General features: G+C 65.2%; 19 protein-coding genes. 9 read left to right on the top strand and 10 right to left on the bottom strand.

Annotated elements, in window-relative coordinates; translation table 11 throughout:
- Nucleotides 1-178 precede the first annotated feature (178 nt).
- From PSAL_RS18665 to PSAL_RS18675, 3 genes are read left to right on the top strand one after another with little or no spacing between them, the layout of a single operon-like run.
- Nucleotides 179-787: an RNA polymerase sigma factor gene (locus PSAL_RS18665; RefSeq protein ID WP_196222900.1), complete on the top strand. Its 609-nt coding sequence runs from the start codon at nucleotides 179-181 to the stop codon at nucleotides 785-787.
- A 58-nt stretch (nucleotides 788-845) separates the two neighbouring features.
- The gene (locus tag PSAL_RS18670; protein ID WP_147407677.1) at nucleotides 846-1127 is read left to right on the top strand and encodes a zf-HC2 domain-containing protein; all 282 of its coding nucleotides are present in this window, start codon (nucleotides 846-848) and stop codon (nucleotides 1125-1127) included.
- Entirely contained in the window at nucleotides 1120-2079 is a 960-nt protein-coding gene (locus tag PSAL_RS18675; RefSeq protein ID WP_231388717.1) for an endonuclease/exonuclease/phosphatase family protein, read from the top strand. The genes PSAL_RS18670 and PSAL_RS18675 overlap by 8 nt, the downstream gene beginning before the upstream one ends.
- Here the strand turns inward: PSAL_RS18675 and PSAL_RS18680 are convergent.
- From PSAL_RS18680 to PSAL_RS18710, 7 genes are all read right to left on the bottom strand, one after another.
- Entirely contained in the window at nucleotides 2040-3152 is a 1113-nt protein-coding gene (locus tag PSAL_RS18680; RefSeq protein WP_119840862.1) for an FAD-dependent oxidoreductase, read from the bottom strand. The genes PSAL_RS18675 and PSAL_RS18680 overlap by 40 nt on opposite strands.
- Nucleotides 3149-3793: an ATP-binding cassette domain-containing protein gene (locus tag PSAL_RS18685; RefSeq protein ID WP_119840861.1), complete on the bottom strand. Its 645-nt coding sequence runs from the start codon at nucleotides 3791-3793 to the stop codon at nucleotides 3149-3151. Before PSAL_RS18685 ends, PSAL_RS18680 begins: the two co-directional genes overlap by 4 nt.
- The gene (locus tag PSAL_RS18690; protein WP_119840860.1) at nucleotides 3790-5505 is read right to left on the bottom strand and encodes an ABC transporter permease; all 1716 of its coding nucleotides are present in this window, start codon (nucleotides 5503-5505) and stop codon (nucleotides 3790-3792) included. Before PSAL_RS18690 ends, PSAL_RS18685 begins: the two co-directional genes overlap by 4 nt.
- Nucleotides 5502-6698, bottom strand: a complete 1197-nt coding sequence (locus PSAL_RS18695; protein WP_231388718.1) for an ABC transporter substrate-binding protein — start codon at nucleotides 6696-6698, stop codon at nucleotides 5502-5504. The genes PSAL_RS18690 and PSAL_RS18695 overlap by 4 nt, the downstream gene beginning before the upstream one ends.
- Nucleotides 6695-7375: a CDP-alcohol phosphatidyltransferase family protein gene (locus PSAL_RS18700; RefSeq protein ID WP_119840859.1), complete on the bottom strand. Its 681-nt coding sequence runs from the start codon at nucleotides 7373-7375 to the stop codon at nucleotides 6695-6697. Before PSAL_RS18700 ends, PSAL_RS18695 begins: the two co-directional genes overlap by 4 nt.
- Nucleotides 7372-9525, bottom strand: a complete 2154-nt coding sequence (locus PSAL_RS18705) for an FAD-dependent oxidoreductase (RefSeq protein ID WP_119840858.1) — start codon at nucleotides 9523-9525, stop codon at nucleotides 7372-7374. Before PSAL_RS18705 ends, PSAL_RS18700 begins: the two co-directional genes overlap by 4 nt.
- A 108-nt stretch (nucleotides 9526-9633) precedes the next feature.
- Nucleotides 9634-10251, bottom strand: coding sequence for a TetR/AcrR family transcriptional regulator (locus PSAL_RS18710; protein WP_196222898.1), 618 nt, complete (start codon nucleotides 10249-10251; stop codon nucleotides 9634-9636).
- A 78-nt stretch (nucleotides 10252-10329) separates the two neighbouring features.
- On the opposite strand from PSAL_RS18710, the gene PSAL_RS18715 reads away from it, so the two are divergent.
- Nucleotides 10330-10500 (top strand): hypothetical protein, encoded by a 171-nt coding sequence (locus PSAL_RS18715; protein ID WP_196222897.1) that lies wholly within the window; start codon nucleotides 10330-10332, stop codon nucleotides 10498-10500.
- Here the strand turns inward: PSAL_RS18715 and PSAL_RS18720 are convergent.
- From PSAL_RS18720 to PSAL_RS18730, 3 genes are read right to left on the bottom strand one after another with little or no spacing between them, the layout of a single operon-like run.
- On the bottom strand, nucleotides 10489-11277 hold the full coding sequence (locus PSAL_RS18720; protein WP_119840856.1) for a metal ABC transporter permease: 789 nt from the start codon (nucleotides 11275-11277) through the stop codon (nucleotides 10489-10491). The genes PSAL_RS18715 and PSAL_RS18720 overlap by 12 nt on opposite strands.
- Entirely contained in the window at nucleotides 11277-12068 is a 792-nt protein-coding gene (locus PSAL_RS18725) for an ATP-binding cassette domain-containing protein (RefSeq protein WP_119840855.1), read from the bottom strand. Before PSAL_RS18725 ends, PSAL_RS18720 begins: the two co-directional genes overlap by 1 nt.
- Nucleotides 12065-12586 carry a helix-turn-helix domain-containing protein gene (locus PSAL_RS18730; protein WP_119840854.1) on the bottom strand — a complete coding sequence of 174 codons (522 nt, stop codon included), beginning with the start codon at nucleotides 12584-12586 and terminating at the stop codon, nucleotides 12065-12067. Before PSAL_RS18730 ends, PSAL_RS18725 begins: the two co-directional genes overlap by 4 nt.
- A gap of 56 nt (nucleotides 12587-12642) precedes the next feature.
- Between PSAL_RS18730 and PSAL_RS18735 the strand changes: the two genes are divergently transcribed.
- From PSAL_RS18735 to PSAL_RS18755, 5 genes are all read left to right on the top strand, one after another.
- The gene (locus tag PSAL_RS18735) at nucleotides 12643-13752 is read left to right on the top strand and encodes a zinc ABC transporter substrate-binding protein (RefSeq protein WP_119840853.1); all 1110 of its coding nucleotides are present in this window, start codon (nucleotides 12643-12645) and stop codon (nucleotides 13750-13752) included.
- An 85-nt stretch (nucleotides 13753-13837) separates the two neighbouring features.
- On the top strand, nucleotides 13838-15001 hold the full coding sequence (locus PSAL_RS18740) for a CobW family GTP-binding protein (protein WP_119840852.1): 1164 nt from the start codon (nucleotides 13838-13840) through the stop codon (nucleotides 14999-15001).
- A gap of 3 nt (nucleotides 15002-15004) precedes the next feature.
- Complete coding sequence (locus tag PSAL_RS18745) at nucleotides 15005-15169, top strand: hypothetical protein (protein ID WP_196222896.1); 165 nt, start codon at nucleotides 15005-15007, stop codon at nucleotides 15167-15169.
- A complete protein-coding gene (locus PSAL_RS18750) occupies nucleotides 15166-16377 on the top strand; it encodes a GTP-binding protein (protein WP_119840851.1) in 1212 nt (403 codons plus the stop codon). The genes PSAL_RS18745 and PSAL_RS18750 overlap by 4 nt, the downstream gene beginning before the upstream one ends.
- Entirely contained in the window at nucleotides 16374-17012 is a 639-nt protein-coding gene (locus tag PSAL_RS18755) for a DUF1826 domain-containing protein (RefSeq protein ID WP_331274429.1), read from the top strand. The genes PSAL_RS18750 and PSAL_RS18755 overlap by 4 nt, the downstream gene beginning before the upstream one ends.
- Nucleotides 17013-17029: the final 17 nt, after the last annotated feature.

Raw genomic sequence — 17029 nt, forward strand, 5'->3', positions numbered from 1 at the left:
CTCCGTGTTGCACCTGCATGTAGAGGGATTTGAAATCGACGACCAGACAGGGTTTCGCATTGCTGCGTCTAAGGTGGGGATGCGACCCGGCTCTGGCTACCCCACAGAATCGTCATTGGACTTTCAGACTGGGCATTCCGAAAATGGCCGGGAATTAAGGGATGCGACAGCTTTGGGCATGGACGATGAACAGGCCCTGGTCGGGCGGCTTTCCACGGGCGATCCGGCTGCCTTCGAGACCCTGTACCGCCAGCATACCCCGTCGATGATCCGGGTCTGCACCGGGCTGGTGCGCAACAAGGCCACCGCCGAAGAGGTTGTGCAGGACACCTGGGTCGCGGTCCTGAAGGGGATCGGCGGTTTTGAAGGGCGTTCGTCCCTGGCCGGCTGGATCTATGCGATCCTCATGAACAAGGCGCGGACGCGGGCCAAACGGGACGGGCGCTCGGTGTCCTTCGACGAAGGCGGCGAAGACAGCGACCTTGCCGCCGCCTTTGACGGCCGGGGCCGCTGGAAGGACATGCCGGAGCTTTGGGAGACGGTCACCCCCGACCGCATCGTCGAGGGCCGCAGCATGCTGGCCCATGTCCGCGCGGTGATCGACACCCTGGCCCCGGCCCAGAGGTCCGTCCTGATCCTGCGCGGGCAGAGGGAGCTCGACCCCGCCGAGGTCTGCGAGATCCTGCAGATCAGCGAAGGCAACATGCGTGTCCTGTTGCACCGCGCGCGCCTGTCGGTGCGAAAGGCGCTGGATGATCTTCTTGCCCAGAAGGGGTCCGGTGCATGATGGGAAAGTTTATTTTCAAACCGCTGTAACATATGCCGAAGTCACGGGTCCTCCTTGGGTGAAGCTTGAAGAAGGAGCCACCCCGATGCTGAGTTGCAAGGACGTTGCCGAGCGCGCGAGCACTCTGATCGACGGGGACCTCGGCCTGTTGGAGTGGCTGCAGATGCGTTTTCATCTGATGATGTGCAAAGGGTGCGGGGCCTTCATCCGCCAGATGCGGGTGACGCGGGATCTGACCGATGCAGCAACGGGTCCGGATCCAGCGACCGCCACAGGCGACGATCCGGCAGTCACCTCCATCCTGGCCCGGCTGCGGGACGCCAGGCAAGCGGGTGACTGACACCGCTGTGCCGCGCCGTCGGTCCGTGCTGCGTCGTCTGATCCCCGGCGTCTTGGTGGGCCTTGCGCTGCTGGTGCTTGGAATACTGGCATGGAACGGGCGCGGGGGGCCGGTTCCGCCGCGGGTCGAGGGCGCCTTGCGGGTCGTCACGGCCAATACCCATTACATCCTGCTTGATGCGCCCGACGAAGATCCCTGGTCCGTCGCGGGCTGGAACCGGCGCGCCGGGGCGATGGCAGAGGTGTTGAAAGGCCTCGATGCGGACCTGATTTCCTTTCAGGAAATGGAAAGCTTTCGCAGGGGCGACGATGGGTCGGTGAACCTTGCGCGGGACGATCTGCTGGCCGCCCTGCCGGACTTCGCAGCGGCGGCCAGTGGCGACTGGAAAAGCTTTCCTTCGACCCAGCCGATCTTCTACCGGCGGGATCGTCTGCGCCTGCTGGATCAGGGTTGGTTCTTCTTTTCCGAGACGCCCGACGTGATCTATTCGCGGACCTTCAACGGATCCTTTCCGGCTTTCGCCTCCTGGGCCCATTTTCTGGATTTGCAAACCGGTGAAAGGCTGCATGTCGTGAACCTGCACTTTGATTTCCGCAGTTCCGACAACCGTTTGCGGTCTGCCCGGCTGGTGGCGGAGCGCATTGCGCCCTGGATTGATGCGGGGGGACAGGTGCTGCTGACCGGCGATCTGAACGCGCGCGCCGGGAGTGCCACGGCGCGCATCCTGACCGACGCGGGACTGCGGCTGACGCCGGCGCGGGGCTCCACCTATCATCTCAACCGGGGTCTGAACCTGTTCGGGGCAATCGACCATGTGCTGATTGACTGCGCCAGCAGCCTTGCCGAACGGCCCGTGGCGGTGCGGGTCCAACCTGGGGGGCAATGGCCATCAGACCATTATCCCGTGCTGGCTCAGGTGTTCCCGGACGGGGGTGGCTGCGACCCCTCCTGAAGGCCGGACATGAAGCGGCGGTCGATGCGGTTCTTCCATCGCCACAGCCAGGCGCCGCGCAGGGTCAGCCCCTGCCATTCGGCCAGCGCGGTCTTGCCCCCGAGCGAGATGATCTTGAGGTAATCCCCCTGCGGATCATAGCGGCGCAGTTCCCCGCCGCGTGCGGCGGCAATCAGGTTGGCCGCCAGCACCGGGGCCTGGCGCACTGCAAAAACCCCGGCCTTGGGACGTGGCGCATGCAGCATGGCCGCGCAATCCCCCACTGCGAACAGCCCGGCCTGCCCGTCGACCTGAAGGGTCGGCTGGACCGTGACGAAGCCTGCGGCATCCACCGGAAGATCCCGCGCCAGCCAATCATGCGCCCGCGCCCCCGCGATACCGATGGTCAGTCTGCTTGTGATCTGTTTGCCCTCCTCCAGAAGGACGGAGGTGTCGCGGATCTTTGTGACCCGCGCCTTGGTGTGCCGCCGGATACCGGCCTGATCCAGCGCAGCGACAAGGTGGCGGCGGGCACGCGGGCCAAGGGCGGCGCCGACGGTCGGGCCGGCCTCGATCAGGGTGACAGGACCTGTCCCGCGATGGCGCAGGGCAAGGGCGATCTCGACCCCCGCAACACCGCCGCCGATGATGGCAATGGGGGCTGCGGGATCGGTTCTGCCAAGCCGGGCGACGAAAGCGCCCAACGGCTTGATCGGCACGCCATGGGCGGCAAAGCCGGGGATTTCGGGCATGTTGCTGTGGCTGCCCAGATCCAGCGCGGCCAGATCATAGGAAAGGTCCCCTCCGTCGTGAAAGACTACCCGACGCGCCACGGGATCAAGGCCGGAGATGCGGCGCTGAAGAAAGTCGATGTCATGACGGGCCGCGAAATCTTTCAGTTCCACGCGCAGGTCATCCGGCCTGTAGTGACCCGCGATATATCCCGGAAACATGCCCGAATAGGTCGCCTGCGGGGCCGCGTCGATCAGCGTGATCCGGGCCCCGGGCATGGCTCCGCGCAGGGTGGGGACGGCCAGCACGTTCGCATGACCGGCCCCCAGAAGCTGGATGTGAGGGGTGTCATCGTCTGTCATGTCGCTGGTCCCATGTGGATGACCGGCCCGCCTGCCGCCTCTGCATCCTGCGGGTCGTGGGTGACCATCAGGGCAGGGATGGCCCGGTCCCGCAGGTGGTCGAAGGTGAAGGCGCGCATCTCGGCGCGCAAGGCCGCGTCAAGTTTCGAAAACGGCTCGTCCAGCAACAGGGCCAGAGGCTCGGCCAGCAGGGTCCGCATCAGGGCGACCCTTGCGCGTTGCCCCCCCGACAAGGTCGCCGGGTCCCGCGCGGCCATGCCCGCCAAACCGGCGGCCTCAAGTGCCTGATCGACCGCCTCCCGGCGGGCGCGGCGCCCGCGAAGGCGCGGATCAAGGCCGAAGGCCAGATTGTCCCCGACGCTGAGATGTGGAAACAGTACCGTGTCCTGAAACAGCAGGCCGATCCGGCGCTTTTCCGGGGCGATCCCGTCCAGCGGGCGGCCGTTCAGAACCACCGAGCCGCTGGCGGTAAACCCATGCGCCAGGTGCCCGCCTATAGCGTCGAGCAAGGTCGATTTCCCGACGCCAGACGGCCCCATAACGGTGCAGATCTGCCCGGGTCCGATGGTCAGGGACAGCGTTGCGAACAGGGGCGGATTGCCCCGGAACCGGATGGAAAGCGCGTCGATTTCAAGGGTCATGTGCGGATCTCGCCCAGCAAGTCGCGGCGGTTGTGGTGCAGAAGGGCCGGCAGCAGGAAGGCCAGCACGTAGCCCAGGAACGGCAGTGCGGCCTGCAGGGTGGCGTAGACGCCGACCACCCGGCGGTCCGAGGAAGAGGACAGCGTGACCGCTTCGGTCGTCAGCGTGGCGATGCGTCCGGCCCCCATGAACAACGTCGGCAGATATTGCGCGACCGAGACGGCGATGCCGATGGCCGCAGCCGTCAGGATCGGCGCCAGCAGCACCGGCAGCTTGACCCGGAACAGCAGTCGCCATGGCCCCGCGCCAAGGGAGGCGGCGCTTCTGTCCAGCCGCTTGTCGCGCGCTCGCCACGGATCGCTCAGCGCGATCATGACATAGGGAAAGACGAACAGGCTTTGCGCCCAGACCACCGCGGAAAACCGTCCCGACAGGCCGAGCCGGTAGAAAAGCACGTTCATCCCGAACAGGAAGGACACCTGCGGGATGAGCAGTGGCAGGTAGATGATGCCTTCTGCCCAACGGGCGCGTTCCATCCGGGCGCGGTCTTCGCTTTCCAGCCAGGCGATGGCGAGGGTCAGGCATAGCCCCGTGGCGCAGATCGCGATGGCCAGGGTGTTCCCCATGGCATCGGCCCAGCCCGTGCGGGGCGTCGCCCAGGCTTTGACCGACCAGCTTTCCGGCAGAAGCATCGGCCAGGTCCAGCGCCAGGCCAGCGACCAGACCGCGATGGACAGCATGGCCAGAACGCCCGTCACGGACAGGATCAGCGCCGCTATGCTGGCGACCCCCAGCAACGGATCAAGGGCAGTGCCGCGCCCGCCACGTCGGATCCATAGCTGCCCGCCCACCCGGATCAGGCGTTCGGCGGCGATCAACAGGCCCATGGCGACCCCCGCCAGCACAAGCTGGACCAGCCCGCCGGCCGAGCCGGGCAAGATGCGCGCCAGATCGGGATCGGAAAACAGCCGCGTCAGGACCACCGCCAGGGTCGGCGGGGTCGATGGCCCGAGGATCATCGCCATGTCCACGACCGAAACCGAATAGGCCAGGACGACCAGCACCGGCAGGCGGATCAGCGGCCAGACCTGCGGCAGGATGATTTTCAGCCAGGCCAGCCGGCGCCCATAGCCAAGTGACCGGGCCGCCGCCATGTGCAGCCGCGTCGGGATCTGAGACTGGGCCGAAAGGATCACGAGCAGAAGGAAGGGTACTTCCTTGACCATCAGCCCGACGATCAGCGCGATGCCCCACGGGTCATTGACGGTGGCCAGATCCGGCGGCCTGTCCCAGCCGAAGGGCAGGGCGAGCGCCCGGGCGATCCAGCCCGAGGGCGCGAGAACGAACGCCAGACCAATGGCCATGGCCGCATGGGGCACGGCCAGAAACGGTGACAGAAGCCGCGCTGCCGCGCCGCGCGGCAGGCGTTGGTGCAGGGTGGCGCAGACAGCCACGGCGAGGGCAAGCGACAGCCCTGTTGCCGTCAAGCCGGTAAACAGGCTCAGCTGCAGGGCCGCGTCCAGCCCCGGCAGGTCAAGAAGCATGGCCCAGGGCTCAAGGGTGAATGCGGTGGCTCCGATGGCGGGAAACACGCCGAAGGCCGCTCGGCCCGTTTGCCAGAGGCCGGCGCCTATGGGCAGGATAAGGCCCCCTGCAAGCGCGATCAGCACCGCCGCCCGCAGGCCCGCGCCGGATTGGAAGGTCTGTTTCACCGGGTATAGCGCCGGGCCCAGGCCTCGGTCAGGCGGGTCATCCAGCTGGCGTGCGGTTCAAGCAACGTCGGCCCGAGGTCAGCAAGGGATGGCAGCGCAGGCGCCGTGGGCAGGGCGTCGAAGGCATCCCGCGCCGTCTGGTCCAGCCTTGCCGGATCCAGGACGGAGAAAGACCCCAGCACCTCGATATTCTGCATGTGCGCCTGGGTCGCCGGGTCGAGCAGGAAGTTCGCGACGACCTCGGCGCCTTCGGCATTTGCGGCGTTATAGGGGATGGCGACAAAGCTGACATTGCCGATGCTGCCGCCTTCGGGGACGAAGACACGCACAGTTTCGGGCAGCAGCCCTTCGTTGATGGCTGCAGCGGTCGAGGCCGGGTCGAAGGACATCGCCATGTCTATCTCACCGTCGTTCAGAAGCTGTTGCTGGACGGATTCGTTTTCCGGAAAGACCGTGCCGCCCCGCCAGAGGTTCGGACGCAGGGCATCGTACCAGTCCCAGAAGGGGGCCGTCGCGTTGGCGAAGGCCTGCTCCGTCACCGGGGCCTGCAACAGGTCCGGGTCCGGTGTCAGTTCTATCAACGCCTGCTTGAGGAAGGTCGCGCCCATGAAATCCGATGGATCGGGATGGGTGAACCGGCCCGGATGGGCCGCTGCCCAGTCCCGGAACCCAAGCATGTCAGACGGAGGGGTGTCGACGCGGGCGGTATCGTAGTTGAAGACGAACCGCGCCAGCCGCCAGGGGCTTTCGAAACCCTCGACCGGCACAGTGAAATCCACCGAATTGGGGGATGTCGGGGAAAGGTCCAGATAGGCTGCATTTGGCAGATCGGCGACGAAGGGGCCGTGCAGCAGCCCCTGTTCCTGCATCGCCAGGAAATTGGGGCCGTTCAACCAGACAAGATCGACCGTCCCGTCGCTGTCCCGGCCGGCCGCGCGTTCGGACAGGACACGAGTCACTGCCTCGGCCGTGTTGCTGAGTTTCACCTGCCGGACCTTCACGTCGAAACGGCGCTCGGTTTCTGACCCGACCCAGTCGATGAAGGCATTGGTGCGCTGATCGCCCCCCCAGGCGTTCCAATAGACGGTCTGGCCACGCGCCGCAGCGAGGGTTTCTTGCCAGGCATCGGCATCGGCATGGGCTGGGGTGGCGAGGATCAGCGCGGCCAGGGTGGCGGTCAGTTTCAGGGTCATCTGGGCTCCGGCGTTGGGGTCTTTTGGGGCAGGTCGTCGGGGGCTGGACGGGATTGGAGGACGTCGTTGGATTGATTGAAGACCTTCCATCCGTGGGACCATCGCAGGACGGTGGTGACAGCACAGGCCGCCGCGAACAGGAAGGCGATGGCCGGAAAGGCCGCGGGCCAGAGGCACATCGCCAGGAAGACCGCGATGGTCTCGAACCCCTCGGTCAGGCCGCCAAGATAGTAGATCCCCTTGGTCGGGAAGGCATAGGACTGGATGTTCTGCCGGGCCGCAATTGCCGCAAAGGCCAGAAAGGACGATCCCGTCCCGATGAAGGCCGCCAGCAGGACCGCCGCCGGCAACGCGTTGGTGGCCGGGTCCTGCACGGCAAAACCAAGCGGTATCAGCGCGTAAAAGACAAAATCCAGCGCAATATCGAGAAAGGCCCCACGCTCGGTCGGGCCGGCCAGGCGCGCGACGGCCCCGTCCAGCCCGTCGAGCAGGCGGTTGGAGAGGATGAACAGCAGCGCCAGCCCCCATTGGCCAAAGCACAGTGCCAGGGTGGCAAGCACGCCGATGCCCAGCCCCGTAAGGGTCAGCCAGTCCGCCCGGACGTGGCGCGCGTGCAACCATTGCGCGGCCGGCGCCAGCAATTGCGACTGAATCGGCAGAAGGCGGGCGTCGATCATCCGCGCCTCCAGGCATGGTAACGCTGCACAATGGCCAGGGCCCGTGGGTTCACATGGGCGCGGCGCCATTCACCGGCGGCAAACTTGTTCGCCTCTGCCATGGTCGGGTAGATGTGGATCGTCCCGAGGATCTTGTTCAGGCCCAACCCGTGTTTCATGGCCAGCACGAATTCGGCGATCAGGTCGCCCGCGTGTTCACCGACGATGGTCACGCCAAGGATGCGATCCTTGCCCGGTGGTGTCAGCACCTTGACGAAGCCACGGGCAGCGCCATCCGCAATCGCGCGGTCAAGATCGTCGATGCCATAGCGCGTGACCTCGACCGGAATGCCCTTTTCGCGGGCTTCGCTTTCGGACAGGCCGACGCGCGCCACCTCGGGGTCGCTGAAGGTGGCCCAGGGAATGACGCGGTAGTCGGCCTTGAACCGTTTCACGTTTCCGAACAGGGCGTTGACGGCGGCAAACCATGCCTGGTGCCCGGCGGTATGGGTGAACTGGAAGGGACCGGCCACATCGCCCGCCGCAAGGATGTTGGGATAGAGCGTCTCGAGATATTCGTTGGTCTCGACAACCCGGTCGATCCTGATCCCGAGGTCTTCCAGTCCGAACCCCTTCAGGCGGGGCGCGCGGCCGACAGCAGCGATCAGCTCGTCAAAGAAGATCTTGCGGGTCTCGCCGCCCTCCTCTTCGACCTCGATCCATTTTTCACCGTCGGTCACGCCGCAGGACAGAGCCTTGTGTCCGGTGAGCACATTGACGCCGTCCGCTTCCAGCGCGGTTTGGACAATGGCGGAGACATCGGCGTCTTCCTTCATCATCAGCCGGGGGGACATCTCGACCTGGGTCACCTGCGACCCCAGCCGGGCAAAGCTTTGCGCCAGTTCGGTGCCGATCGGCCCGCCACCCAGAACCACCATCCGTCCGGGCGCCTCGTCCCGGTTCTTCAGGCGATCCCAGAGTGTGTCCGAGGTCAGGTAGCCAACGTCCTCGATCCCCGGCAGCGGCGGCACGAAGGGCTGCGCGCCGGTCGCGATAATGATCGCGCGGGTTGTCAGGCGTTGCGTGGTGCCGTCATTCAGGGTGATTTCGACGGTCCAGGGATCAAGCAGCCGGGCGTAGCCCTGCAGCACTTCGACGCCGAGGTCGGTGTAGCGTTCGATGCTGTCGTGCGGGGCGATGTCGGCGATGACCTGATGCACCCTTGCCATGACGCGGGCGAAGGGGATCCGGGGGGCCACGGCTTCAAGTCCGAAATGATCGGCGTGGCGCATGTGATGGGCCTGTTTCGCGCTCTTGATCAGCGCCTTGGAGGGCACGCAGCCGTAATTCAGGCAATCGCCGCCCATCTTGTGGGCTTCGACCAGGGTCACCTTGGCCTTCGTCGCGGCGGCGATATAGGCCGAGACCAGACCTGCGGCACCGCCGCCGATCACGATCAGGTTGCGGTCGAAGGTTTCGGGGCGCGACCAGCTGGCATAGACCTTGCGGCGCTTGAACATGGTGAGCAGCCAGTTGGCGATCCAGGGAAAGATTCCCAGAAGCGCGAAGGACAAAAGCAGCGGTGGCGAGACGATGCCGGAAAGGCTGTCGAGCCGCGCCAGCTGGGTGCCGGCGTTGACGTAGACGGCCGTTCCCGCAAGCATACCGACCTGGCTGACCAGATAGAAGGTGAGTGCGCGGATGGGGGTCAGGCCCATCAGCAGGTTGACCGCAAAGAACGGGATGATCGGGATCAGGCGGAGCGAGAACAGATAGAAGGGACCGTCCCGGCGCATCCCCTTGTCGATGGCTTCGGCGCGGCTGCCCAACCGTTTGCGCACCCAGTCCCGCAGCAGGTAGCGCGCTGCCAGAAAGGCCAGGGTCGCGCCGAGGGCCGAGGCAAAGGACACGATCAGCAGACCTTGCCAGAACCCGAACAACGCCCCGCCGGCAAGGGTCAGCCAGACCGCAAGGGGCAGGGACAGCGCGGCCACCGCGACGTAAATGACGAAGAACAGCAGGACAAGGGTCCAGCGGTGCGCCTCTTGCCAGCTTTCAAGCTGATCCAGCGCGGTCCGCAGGCTGTCAAGATCCAGGGATTGCCCACGGAGCACCAGGAGAAGGCTCAGGACCACCGCGACAGCGATGGCAAACAGGATCGGTTTCTTCAAGGTCAGGCCCTCTTGTCACTTGCAAATAGCGCACACTTTTGACGCCAACGCATTAAAGGTCTGGCCAGGATCGAACTTGTTACACCCGGAACGGAATAGTTTTCGCGATCAGCAGGACAATCGCACGATTGCCTCGGCCGCCGCATCCCCGACCGGGGCAAGCTGAGCGTGGGATTGACCCGACCTGGCGCGCAGGATGATGCCCCGGGCCATTGCGGCCGTCAGGGCCGCCGCATCCGCCAGCGGTACCGCACCGCGTGCCGCGCAGTCGTCCGCCTTCAGCCGGACCGCGATCCTGCGCTCCAGCGCGATATAGCGGCGCTCGAGCTCGTCGTGATAGGTCTGATTGCTGCCGGCGGCCTCGGACAGGACACAGGAGATCAGGCAGCCCGGCGTCTGCGGGTCCGAGGTGCCAAGCTGCACGACCTGTGCGAAAAAGGCGGTCAGATCCTCCTTCAGTGTCCCCTGCGGACCCAGGGCATCAACCACCACACGCAACCGGGTCTCGGTGTAATATGCGATCGCTGCCAGGAACAGCGCGTCCTTGCCACCGAAGCGGTTGTAAAGGCTGGCCCGTGACATCTGCGAGGCGCGGCACAGGGTGTCGATGGACACGCCATCATAGCCAGAGGCCCAGAATGCCCGCATCGCGCCTTCCAGCGCGGAGCTTTCGCTGAAACCGCAGGGGCGGCCTTTCGGACGCGGCGCGGCACACCTCTGTTCCATCTGACATTCTTTCATGAAGCACCTGCGGTGCAGGTAATGGTACTGTATGGCGGGTTCAATATGAAGACAGGGTGTTTCATGGGCAGCACGCTGATGCTGCCCGGCGGCGGGCCATCGAACCTGTGCCTGACGCTTGACGGGCTGGTGCCCGAACCTACCGAGGCCGGGCTCTTCCAGCGCGATCATGCGGGCGATCCCCTGGCCGGCCACTTGCAAAAGTGGCCCAACCCGCAGGGATCAGGCGCGTAGCCCCTTGAGCACGCTGGTCATCAGGAAAACCATGGCTGCGACGCAGACGATGGACGGACCAGCCGGGGTATCCAGCACATAGGCTGCCCGTAGCCCCGCGACGGCAGAGGCACCGCCGATCAGCGCGGCGGTCACCGCCATCTCTTCGGGGGTGCGGGTCAGGGGACGGGCGGCGGCCGCCGGGATGATCAGCATGGCAGCGATCAGCAGCACGCCCACGACCTTGATCGCGACCGCGACGGTGATCGCCAACGCCAGCGTCAGGACAAGCTGCTCGCGCCGGGGGTCGATGTCGCTGGCATAGGCCAGTTCTTCGCTGAGCGTCGAAGTCAGCAACGCCGACCAGCGCCAGCCGATCAGCGCCACGACCAGAGCGGCCCCGCCCCAGATCACCGCCAGATCGCCCCGCGACACGGCCAGGATGTCACCGAACAGATAGGCCATCAGGTCGATGCGGATCCCCGAAAGGAAGGAGACGGCCACAAGCCCGAAGGCCAGGGCGGAATGCGCCAGAACGCCCAGCAAGGTGTCCATGGCATAGCCACGGCCTGTCAGCAGCGTGACGGTCAGGGCCATGGCCAGCGCCACTGCCACCGCTCCGGCGAAGATCGAGACCTGCAGCGACAGCGACAGCGCCACCCCGAGGATCGCGGCATGGGCGGTCGCATCCCCGAAATAGGCCATCCGTCGCCAGACGACGAAGCTGCCCAGGGGGGCGGCGGCGCAGGCCACGCCGACCCCGGCCAGCGTTGCACGGGTCATGAAATCGTCCAGCATTATTCGGCGGCCTCGGTCTTTGTTGGATGGGGATGGCTGTGAGCCTCGCCCGGATCGTGTTGGCAGGCACCCGCATCCGCGTGGTCATGGTTGTGGTCATGGTCGTGGCGGTAAAGCGCAAGCGCTCCGCCGGTGCCGGTGCCGAACAGCGCGCGGTATTCGGGCGCGGCCGAGACGATGTCGGGCGTGCCTTCGCAGCAGACATGCCCGTTCAGGCAGATCACGCGGTCAGAGGCGCTCATCACCACGTGCAATTCGTGGCTGATCATCACCACGGCACAGCCGGTGTCCCTGCGGACCTCCTCGATCTGGCGATAGAAGGCCGCCGATCCAGGCTGATCCAGACCCTGGGTGGCCTCGTCCAGCAGCAGGATTTCGGGGTCGTTGATCAGGGCGCGGGCCAGCAGGACGCGTTGCATCTGGCCGCCGGACAGGCCTGACATCTGGCGCCGGGACAGCCCCGGCACGCCGGCGCGGGCCAGAACGCCCGAACAGGCGCTGCGCGGTATGCCACCCGGCAGACGCAGGAACCTTTCGACCGTGATCGGCAGGGTCGGGTCGATATGCAGCTTCTGGGGAACATATCCGATCCGCAGGCCGCCTTTGCGGATGATCCGCCCGGAAGAAGGACGCACCGCGCCGATCAGCGACCGCAGCAGCGTCGTCTTGCCCGACCCGTTTGGCCCGACGATGGTCACGATCTCTCCGGGTTCGATGGCAAGGGAGACATGCGCCAACACCGTGTCGGCGCCGTAACCGACGCTGATGTCTTCAACTGTCACAAGGCTCATGCCGCCGGGGCCTTTTCTGCACAGGCCGGGCAGAGGCCGATGGCTTCGACCATGGTCCGCTCGATCAGGAAACCGGCGGCGCGGGCGGCATCGCCCAGGCTGCCGCGGGCCGGGGCCGATTGCGTTTCCGCAACGGAATCGCAGGCTCTGCAGATCATGAAGGCAGGGGAGTGGTTGGCACCGGGATGGGCGCAGGCCACGAAGGCGTTCAGCCGCTCGATCTTGTGAGCGAAGCCGTTGCCGACCAGGAATTCCAGCGCCCGATAGGCCACGGGCGGTTGCGATCCGAAGCCGGCGCGGCGAAGCCCGTCGAGCATTTCATAGGCCCCAAGGGCGCGATGTTCCTGCAAGAGGATCTCCAGCGCCTTGCGCCGGACTGGCGTGAAGCGCAGCCCATTGCTGGCACAATGCGCTTCGGCCGCACCCACGGCGGTCGTGATGCAGTCCGCATGGTCGTGCTTGTCGAAACCGACCGGATCTGAGGGCAATTCATGACCTGCCTTCGAGCTACTTGTCATGTTATTACGTTTCCTGTACTCAATGTGTAACGTTATACAATCACACGGAGTGGAATATGTCCAGAAACCTCGCGTCCTTATCTTTTGCGGCGTCCCTGCTGGCTGGAACGGCCCTTGCAGATGTCCCGAATGTGGCGGTCGACATCTCGCCCGTCCATTCGATGGTCGCACGTGTCATGGAGGGCGTGGGAGAGCCGTCGCTGATCGTGGCAACTGGGGCGAGCCCGCATGAATACAATCTGCGTCCCTCCGAAGCAAACGCCCTGCAGAATGCGGATCTGGTGTTCTGGGTCGGCCCCGATCTGACCCCCTGGCTGGATGACGCGATCGCAACGCTGGCCGAAGATGCGACGGTTGTCGAACTGATCGAGGCCGAGGGCACCACCGAATTGCCCATGCGGGAAAGCGCCCTGTTCGAGCCGCATGACCACGGGCATGAGGACCACGATGCAGAACATGGGCACGACGATCATGACGGCCACGGTGAAGATCACGCCGAGGATCATGACGGCAACCACGGACATGATGATGACCACGGGCATGCTGACGAACATGACCATGAAGATGCGCATGGTCACGACGATGAGCACGATCATGAAGAGCACGATGACCATGCGGGGCACGACGGCCACGACCACGGCGGCCACGACCACGGCGGGCACGATCCGCATGCCTGGCTGTCCCCGGACAATGCAGAGGTCTGGCTGAATGCCATCGCGGCCGCCTTGTCGGCGCAAGACCCGGACAACGCCGGCGCTTATTATGCGAATGCCGCGGCCGGTCGCGCGGAACTGGTGGATCTGCGGACCGAGATCGAGGGAACCCTGGACCAGGTCCGGGGCGAGAACTTTATCGTCTTCCATGATGCCTATCAGTATTTCGAGATGGCTTTCGACTTCCCCGCCTCAGGTGCGATTTCCGTTTCGGACGCTTCTGACCCCAGCCCGGCACGCATTGCCGAGATCCAGACGCGGATCGCCGAGCAGAACGTGACCTGCATCATGTCCGAACCACAGTTCAATCCCGGCATCGTCGCCTCGGTCATGGATGGGTCCGAAGCACATACCGGGGTCATGGATCCCCTCGGCGCGGACCTCGAGCCGGGAGCAGACCTTTACCCGCAACTTCTGCGCAACCTTGCCACGTCGCTGGCGGAGTGCCTCTAGCGGCTGACATTTCCCGCCGCGCCCAGTCCAGGCCGCGGCGGGGCCATCTCGATTTTTCGCGAAATTTTGGAATGTAATTACATTCATGGAAACCTCCGACATCCATGCCGACAGGCGCCTTCCTGTCACCCTTCTGACGGGTTTCCTCGGGGCCGGGAAAACCACCGTGCTGAATGGTCTGCTGCGCAGTCCCGGTCAGGACCGGATCGCCGTGATCGTGAACGAATTCGGCGAAGCGGGCCTGGACCACGACCTGATCGAGGCGGTGGATGAGGAAATCGTCCTCATGCGCTCCGGGTGCCTGTGCTGTTCCGTGCGCGGCGATCTGGCGCGCGTGGTGGTGGATTTGCTGAACCGCCGGTCAGAAGGGCACCTGGCGTTTGAGCGGGTTGTTATCGAGACCACGGGCCTCGCCGACCCCGGACCCATCATCCAGACGCTTCAGGTGACGCCGGATCTTGCCCGGCTGACACGGATGGATGGCATCGTGACAGTTGCCGATGCCGCTGCCGGGCCGGGCACCCTGGACCAGCAGTTCGAGGCGGTGTCACAAGTTGCAATGGCGGATCTGGTGATCCTGAGCAAAGCTGATCTGGTCTCTGACGCCGAAGCGACCGATTTCGAACAGCGGATCAATGCGCTCAACCCCACGGCCTGCGTCTTGCGCGCGACAAGGGGGGACCTGCCCGCCAACAGCCTCTGGGGTTTGTCGGCGGTGCGAAAGGGGGCGGGCGTCGTCCCTGCCTCGGCCTGGCTTGCCCCGGCGGCGGCACCGGTCGTGGATCCCTTTGCCAATCTGTCCGGAATGGCGTCGCGTTCGCCGGCGAAGTCCGGGATTTCCCCCCATGACTCCCGCATCGGATCGGCGTCGATCGTGCTCGATGCACCGATCCCCGACACCGTGTTCGACCTGTGGCTGGACACGCTGATCGCCCTGCGGGGCCCGGATCTGCTGCGGGTCAAGGGCGTGGTGCATATCGAGGGCGTTCCCGATCCTTTCGTCTTTCACGGCGTACAGCATGTCTTTGATATGCCGGTGCCGATCAAGGACTGGCCGGTCGATGACCACCAGTCGCGCATCGTGGTGATCGCCCGCGACCTGTCGCGCCCCGAGTTGCAGCGCAGTCTGGACATGCTGAGAGCCCGGCAACCGCAGAGCAACCAGCCCGCAGAGACATCCGGGGGCCGGGTCCAGTTTCACCAAGATATCCAGAATGTGCTTGGCGCCAGCGCTTCGCCGGAAAGGTAAGACATGAACGCCGCGATATTCATCGGCGAAAGCTTTTCCGACATCCCCGCCGACGATCTTGCGCGGCTCATGTCCGATATCAACTTCGCGCTCGCAGTCGGGGCGCGGGCCTCACGTGCCTCGCCAATATCCCCTGAATTTGTCACTCCTCTGGAGAATGCAGCATGACCGATCAACGCCTGCCCGTCACCGTTTTGTCCGGCTTTCTGGGCGCCGGAAAGACCACCCTGCTGAACCGCATCCTCAACAACCGCGAAGGGCTTCGCGTGGCGGTCATCGTCAATGACATGTCCGAGGTGAACATCGACGCGGATCTGGTGCGCGAAGGGGGCGCCAACCTGAGCCATACGGACGAAACCCTTGTCGAGATGTCGAACGGCTGCATCTGCTGCACCCTGCGGGACGACCTTTTGCAAGAGGTCCGGCGCCTGGCCGAAGATGGCCGGTTCGACTACCTGCTGATCGAATCGACCGGAATTTCCGAACCGCTGCCCGTCGCGGCGACCTTTGATTTCCGCGACGAGGCGGGCGAAAGCCTGTCGGATGTGTCGCGCCTTGATACCATGGTGACCGTGGTCGATGGGGTGAACCTGCTGCGCGATTATTCCAGCCATGATTTCCTCGGCGACCGTGGCGAAACGATGGGTGAGGAGGACGAGCGCACGCTGGTCAACCTGCTGGTCGAACAGATCGAATTCGCCGACGTGGTGATCCTGAACAAGGTGGCTGACGCCGCGCCCCATCAGGTGGACGCCGCGCGCAAGATCATCCGCAGCCTGAACGCCGATGCGCGGATCATCGAGACCAGCCATTCCGACGTACCGGCAGAGGCGATCCTGAACACCGGCCTGTTCGATTTCGAGAAGGCGCATGAACATCCGATGTGGGCGAAAGAGCTTTACGGCTTTGCCGATCACGTTCCGGAAACCGAGGAATACGGCGTCGCCAGCTTCGTCTACCGCGCAAGGGCGCCGTTCGAGCCGGATCGGATCATCGAGGTCCTGAACGGCGACCTGCCCGGCGTGATACGGGCCAAGGGGCATTTCTGGATCGCCACGCGCCCTGAATGGGTGGCCGAATTCAGCCTTGCGGGGGCCTTGTCCAGCGTCAAGCCGCTCGGCACCTGGTGGGCTTCGGTGCCTAAGGATCGCTGGCCGGATCATGACGCGGCGCGGGACTACATGGCCGCGCATTGGTCCGAGCCCTGGGGCGACCGGCGTCAGGAACTGGTGTTCGTCGGCGCCGGCATCGACTGGCCTGCGATCAAGGCGCGGCTGGACGCCTGTCTGCTACCCGAGCACCTCGCGCCCGGGCCCGATGCGCTGCCGGACCTGCCCGATCCCTTCCCCGCCTGGCGACGCGTGGAGGCCGCGTGAACCAGATCCGCTCCATCCTGAACGCCGGTGTCAGCGGTGTTGCCGCCGCTGACACGCCCACGGGCCTGTCCGCGATCCTAAAGCCGGATTGCGCAGCGGCCATCTGGCGGCGGCGGCCCTTACCAGCATTGCAAGTCTGGATCGACGCGCTTGATCCGGATCGGCTGCCCGGCGCACGGGTGATCCTGCGCCCCGATGTCGCCTACGGGTCGATTCGCCAGACGGTTCTGGGCATTTGCGACGCCGCTGCCACGCCTGATTGCCCTGAAAGAGACCTTTTGATCGACGACATCGTGGCGCAGGTGGCCATGTTTGCCAGGCTGATGCCGTCGCGCTATCTGCGCCTGCGGCTGGATGTCGTGACGACGAACGCGTGTCGGAAGTTCCATGTCGACATGGTGACTGCGCGGCTGGTCTGCACCTATCGCGGGACCGGCACGCAATATGGCATCGGTCCCGACCCCGCCCGCATCCACACGGTACCCACGGGCGCGCCGATCCTGCTGCGCGGTACGCTCTGGCCGGTGGAACCGGACGCCGGTGTGCGGCATCGCTCGCCACCGATCGAAGGCACGGGCGAGGTCCGGCTGGTCCTTGTGCTCGACCCGCTCGACGATGCGGAGGAGGCGCAATGAAACCGACGAACCGAGGC

It is taken from the genome of Pseudooceanicola algae (assembly GCF_003590145.2).
Classification (GTDB): domain Bacteria; phylum Pseudomonadota; class Alphaproteobacteria; order Rhodobacterales; family Rhodobacteraceae; genus Pseudooceanicola; species Pseudooceanicola algae.

Coding starts and splice junctions, on each gene's coding strand:
- PSAL_RS18665 (WP_196222900.1), top strand. CDS start 179: ATGGACGATGAACAGGCCCTGGTCGGGCGGCTTTCCACGGGCGATCCG.
- PSAL_RS18680 (WP_119840862.1), bottom strand. CDS start 3,152: ATGACAGACGATGACACCCCTCACATCCAGCTTCTGGGGGCCGGTCAT.
- PSAL_RS18685 (WP_119840861.1), bottom strand. CDS start 3,793: ATGACCCTTGAAATCGACGCGCTTTCCATCCGGTTCCGGGGCAATCCG.
- PSAL_RS18695 (WP_231388718.1), bottom strand. CDS start 6,698: ATGACCCTGAAACTGACCGCCACCCTGGCCGCGCTGATCCTCGCCACC.
- PSAL_RS18700 (WP_119840859.1), bottom strand. CDS start 7,375: ATGATCGACGCCCGCCTTCTGCCGATTCAGTCGCAATTGCTGGCGCCG.
- PSAL_RS18710 (WP_196222898.1), bottom strand. CDS start 10,251: ATGGAACAGAGGTGTGCCGCGCCGCGTCCGAAAGGCCGCCCCTGCGGT.
- PSAL_RS18715 (WP_196222897.1), top strand. CDS start 10,330: ATGGGCAGCACGCTGATGCTGCCCGGCGGCGGGCCATCGAACCTGTGC.
- PSAL_RS18720 (WP_119840856.1), bottom strand. CDS start 11,277: ATGCTGGACGATTTCATGACCCGTGCAACGCTGGCCGGGGTCGGCGTG.
- PSAL_RS18725 (WP_119840855.1), bottom strand. CDS start 12,068: ATGAGCCTTGTGACAGTTGAAGACATCAGCGTCGGTTACGGCGCCGAC.
- PSAL_RS18730 (WP_119840854.1), bottom strand. CDS start 12,586: ATGACAAGTAGCTCGAAGGCAGGTCATGAATTGCCCTCAGATCCGGTC.
- PSAL_RS18735 (WP_119840853.1), top strand. CDS start 12,643: ATGTCCAGAAACCTCGCGTCCTTATCTTTTGCGGCGTCCCTGCTGGCT.
- PSAL_RS18740 (WP_119840852.1), top strand. CDS start 13,838: ATGGAAACCTCCGACATCCATGCCGACAGGCGCCTTCCTGTCACCCTT.
- PSAL_RS18745 (WP_196222896.1), top strand. CDS start 15,005: ATGAACGCCGCGATATTCATCGGCGAAAGCTTTTCCGACATCCCCGCC.
- PSAL_RS18750 (WP_119840851.1), top strand. CDS start 15,166: ATGACCGATCAACGCCTGCCCGTCACCGTTTTGTCCGGCTTTCTGGGC.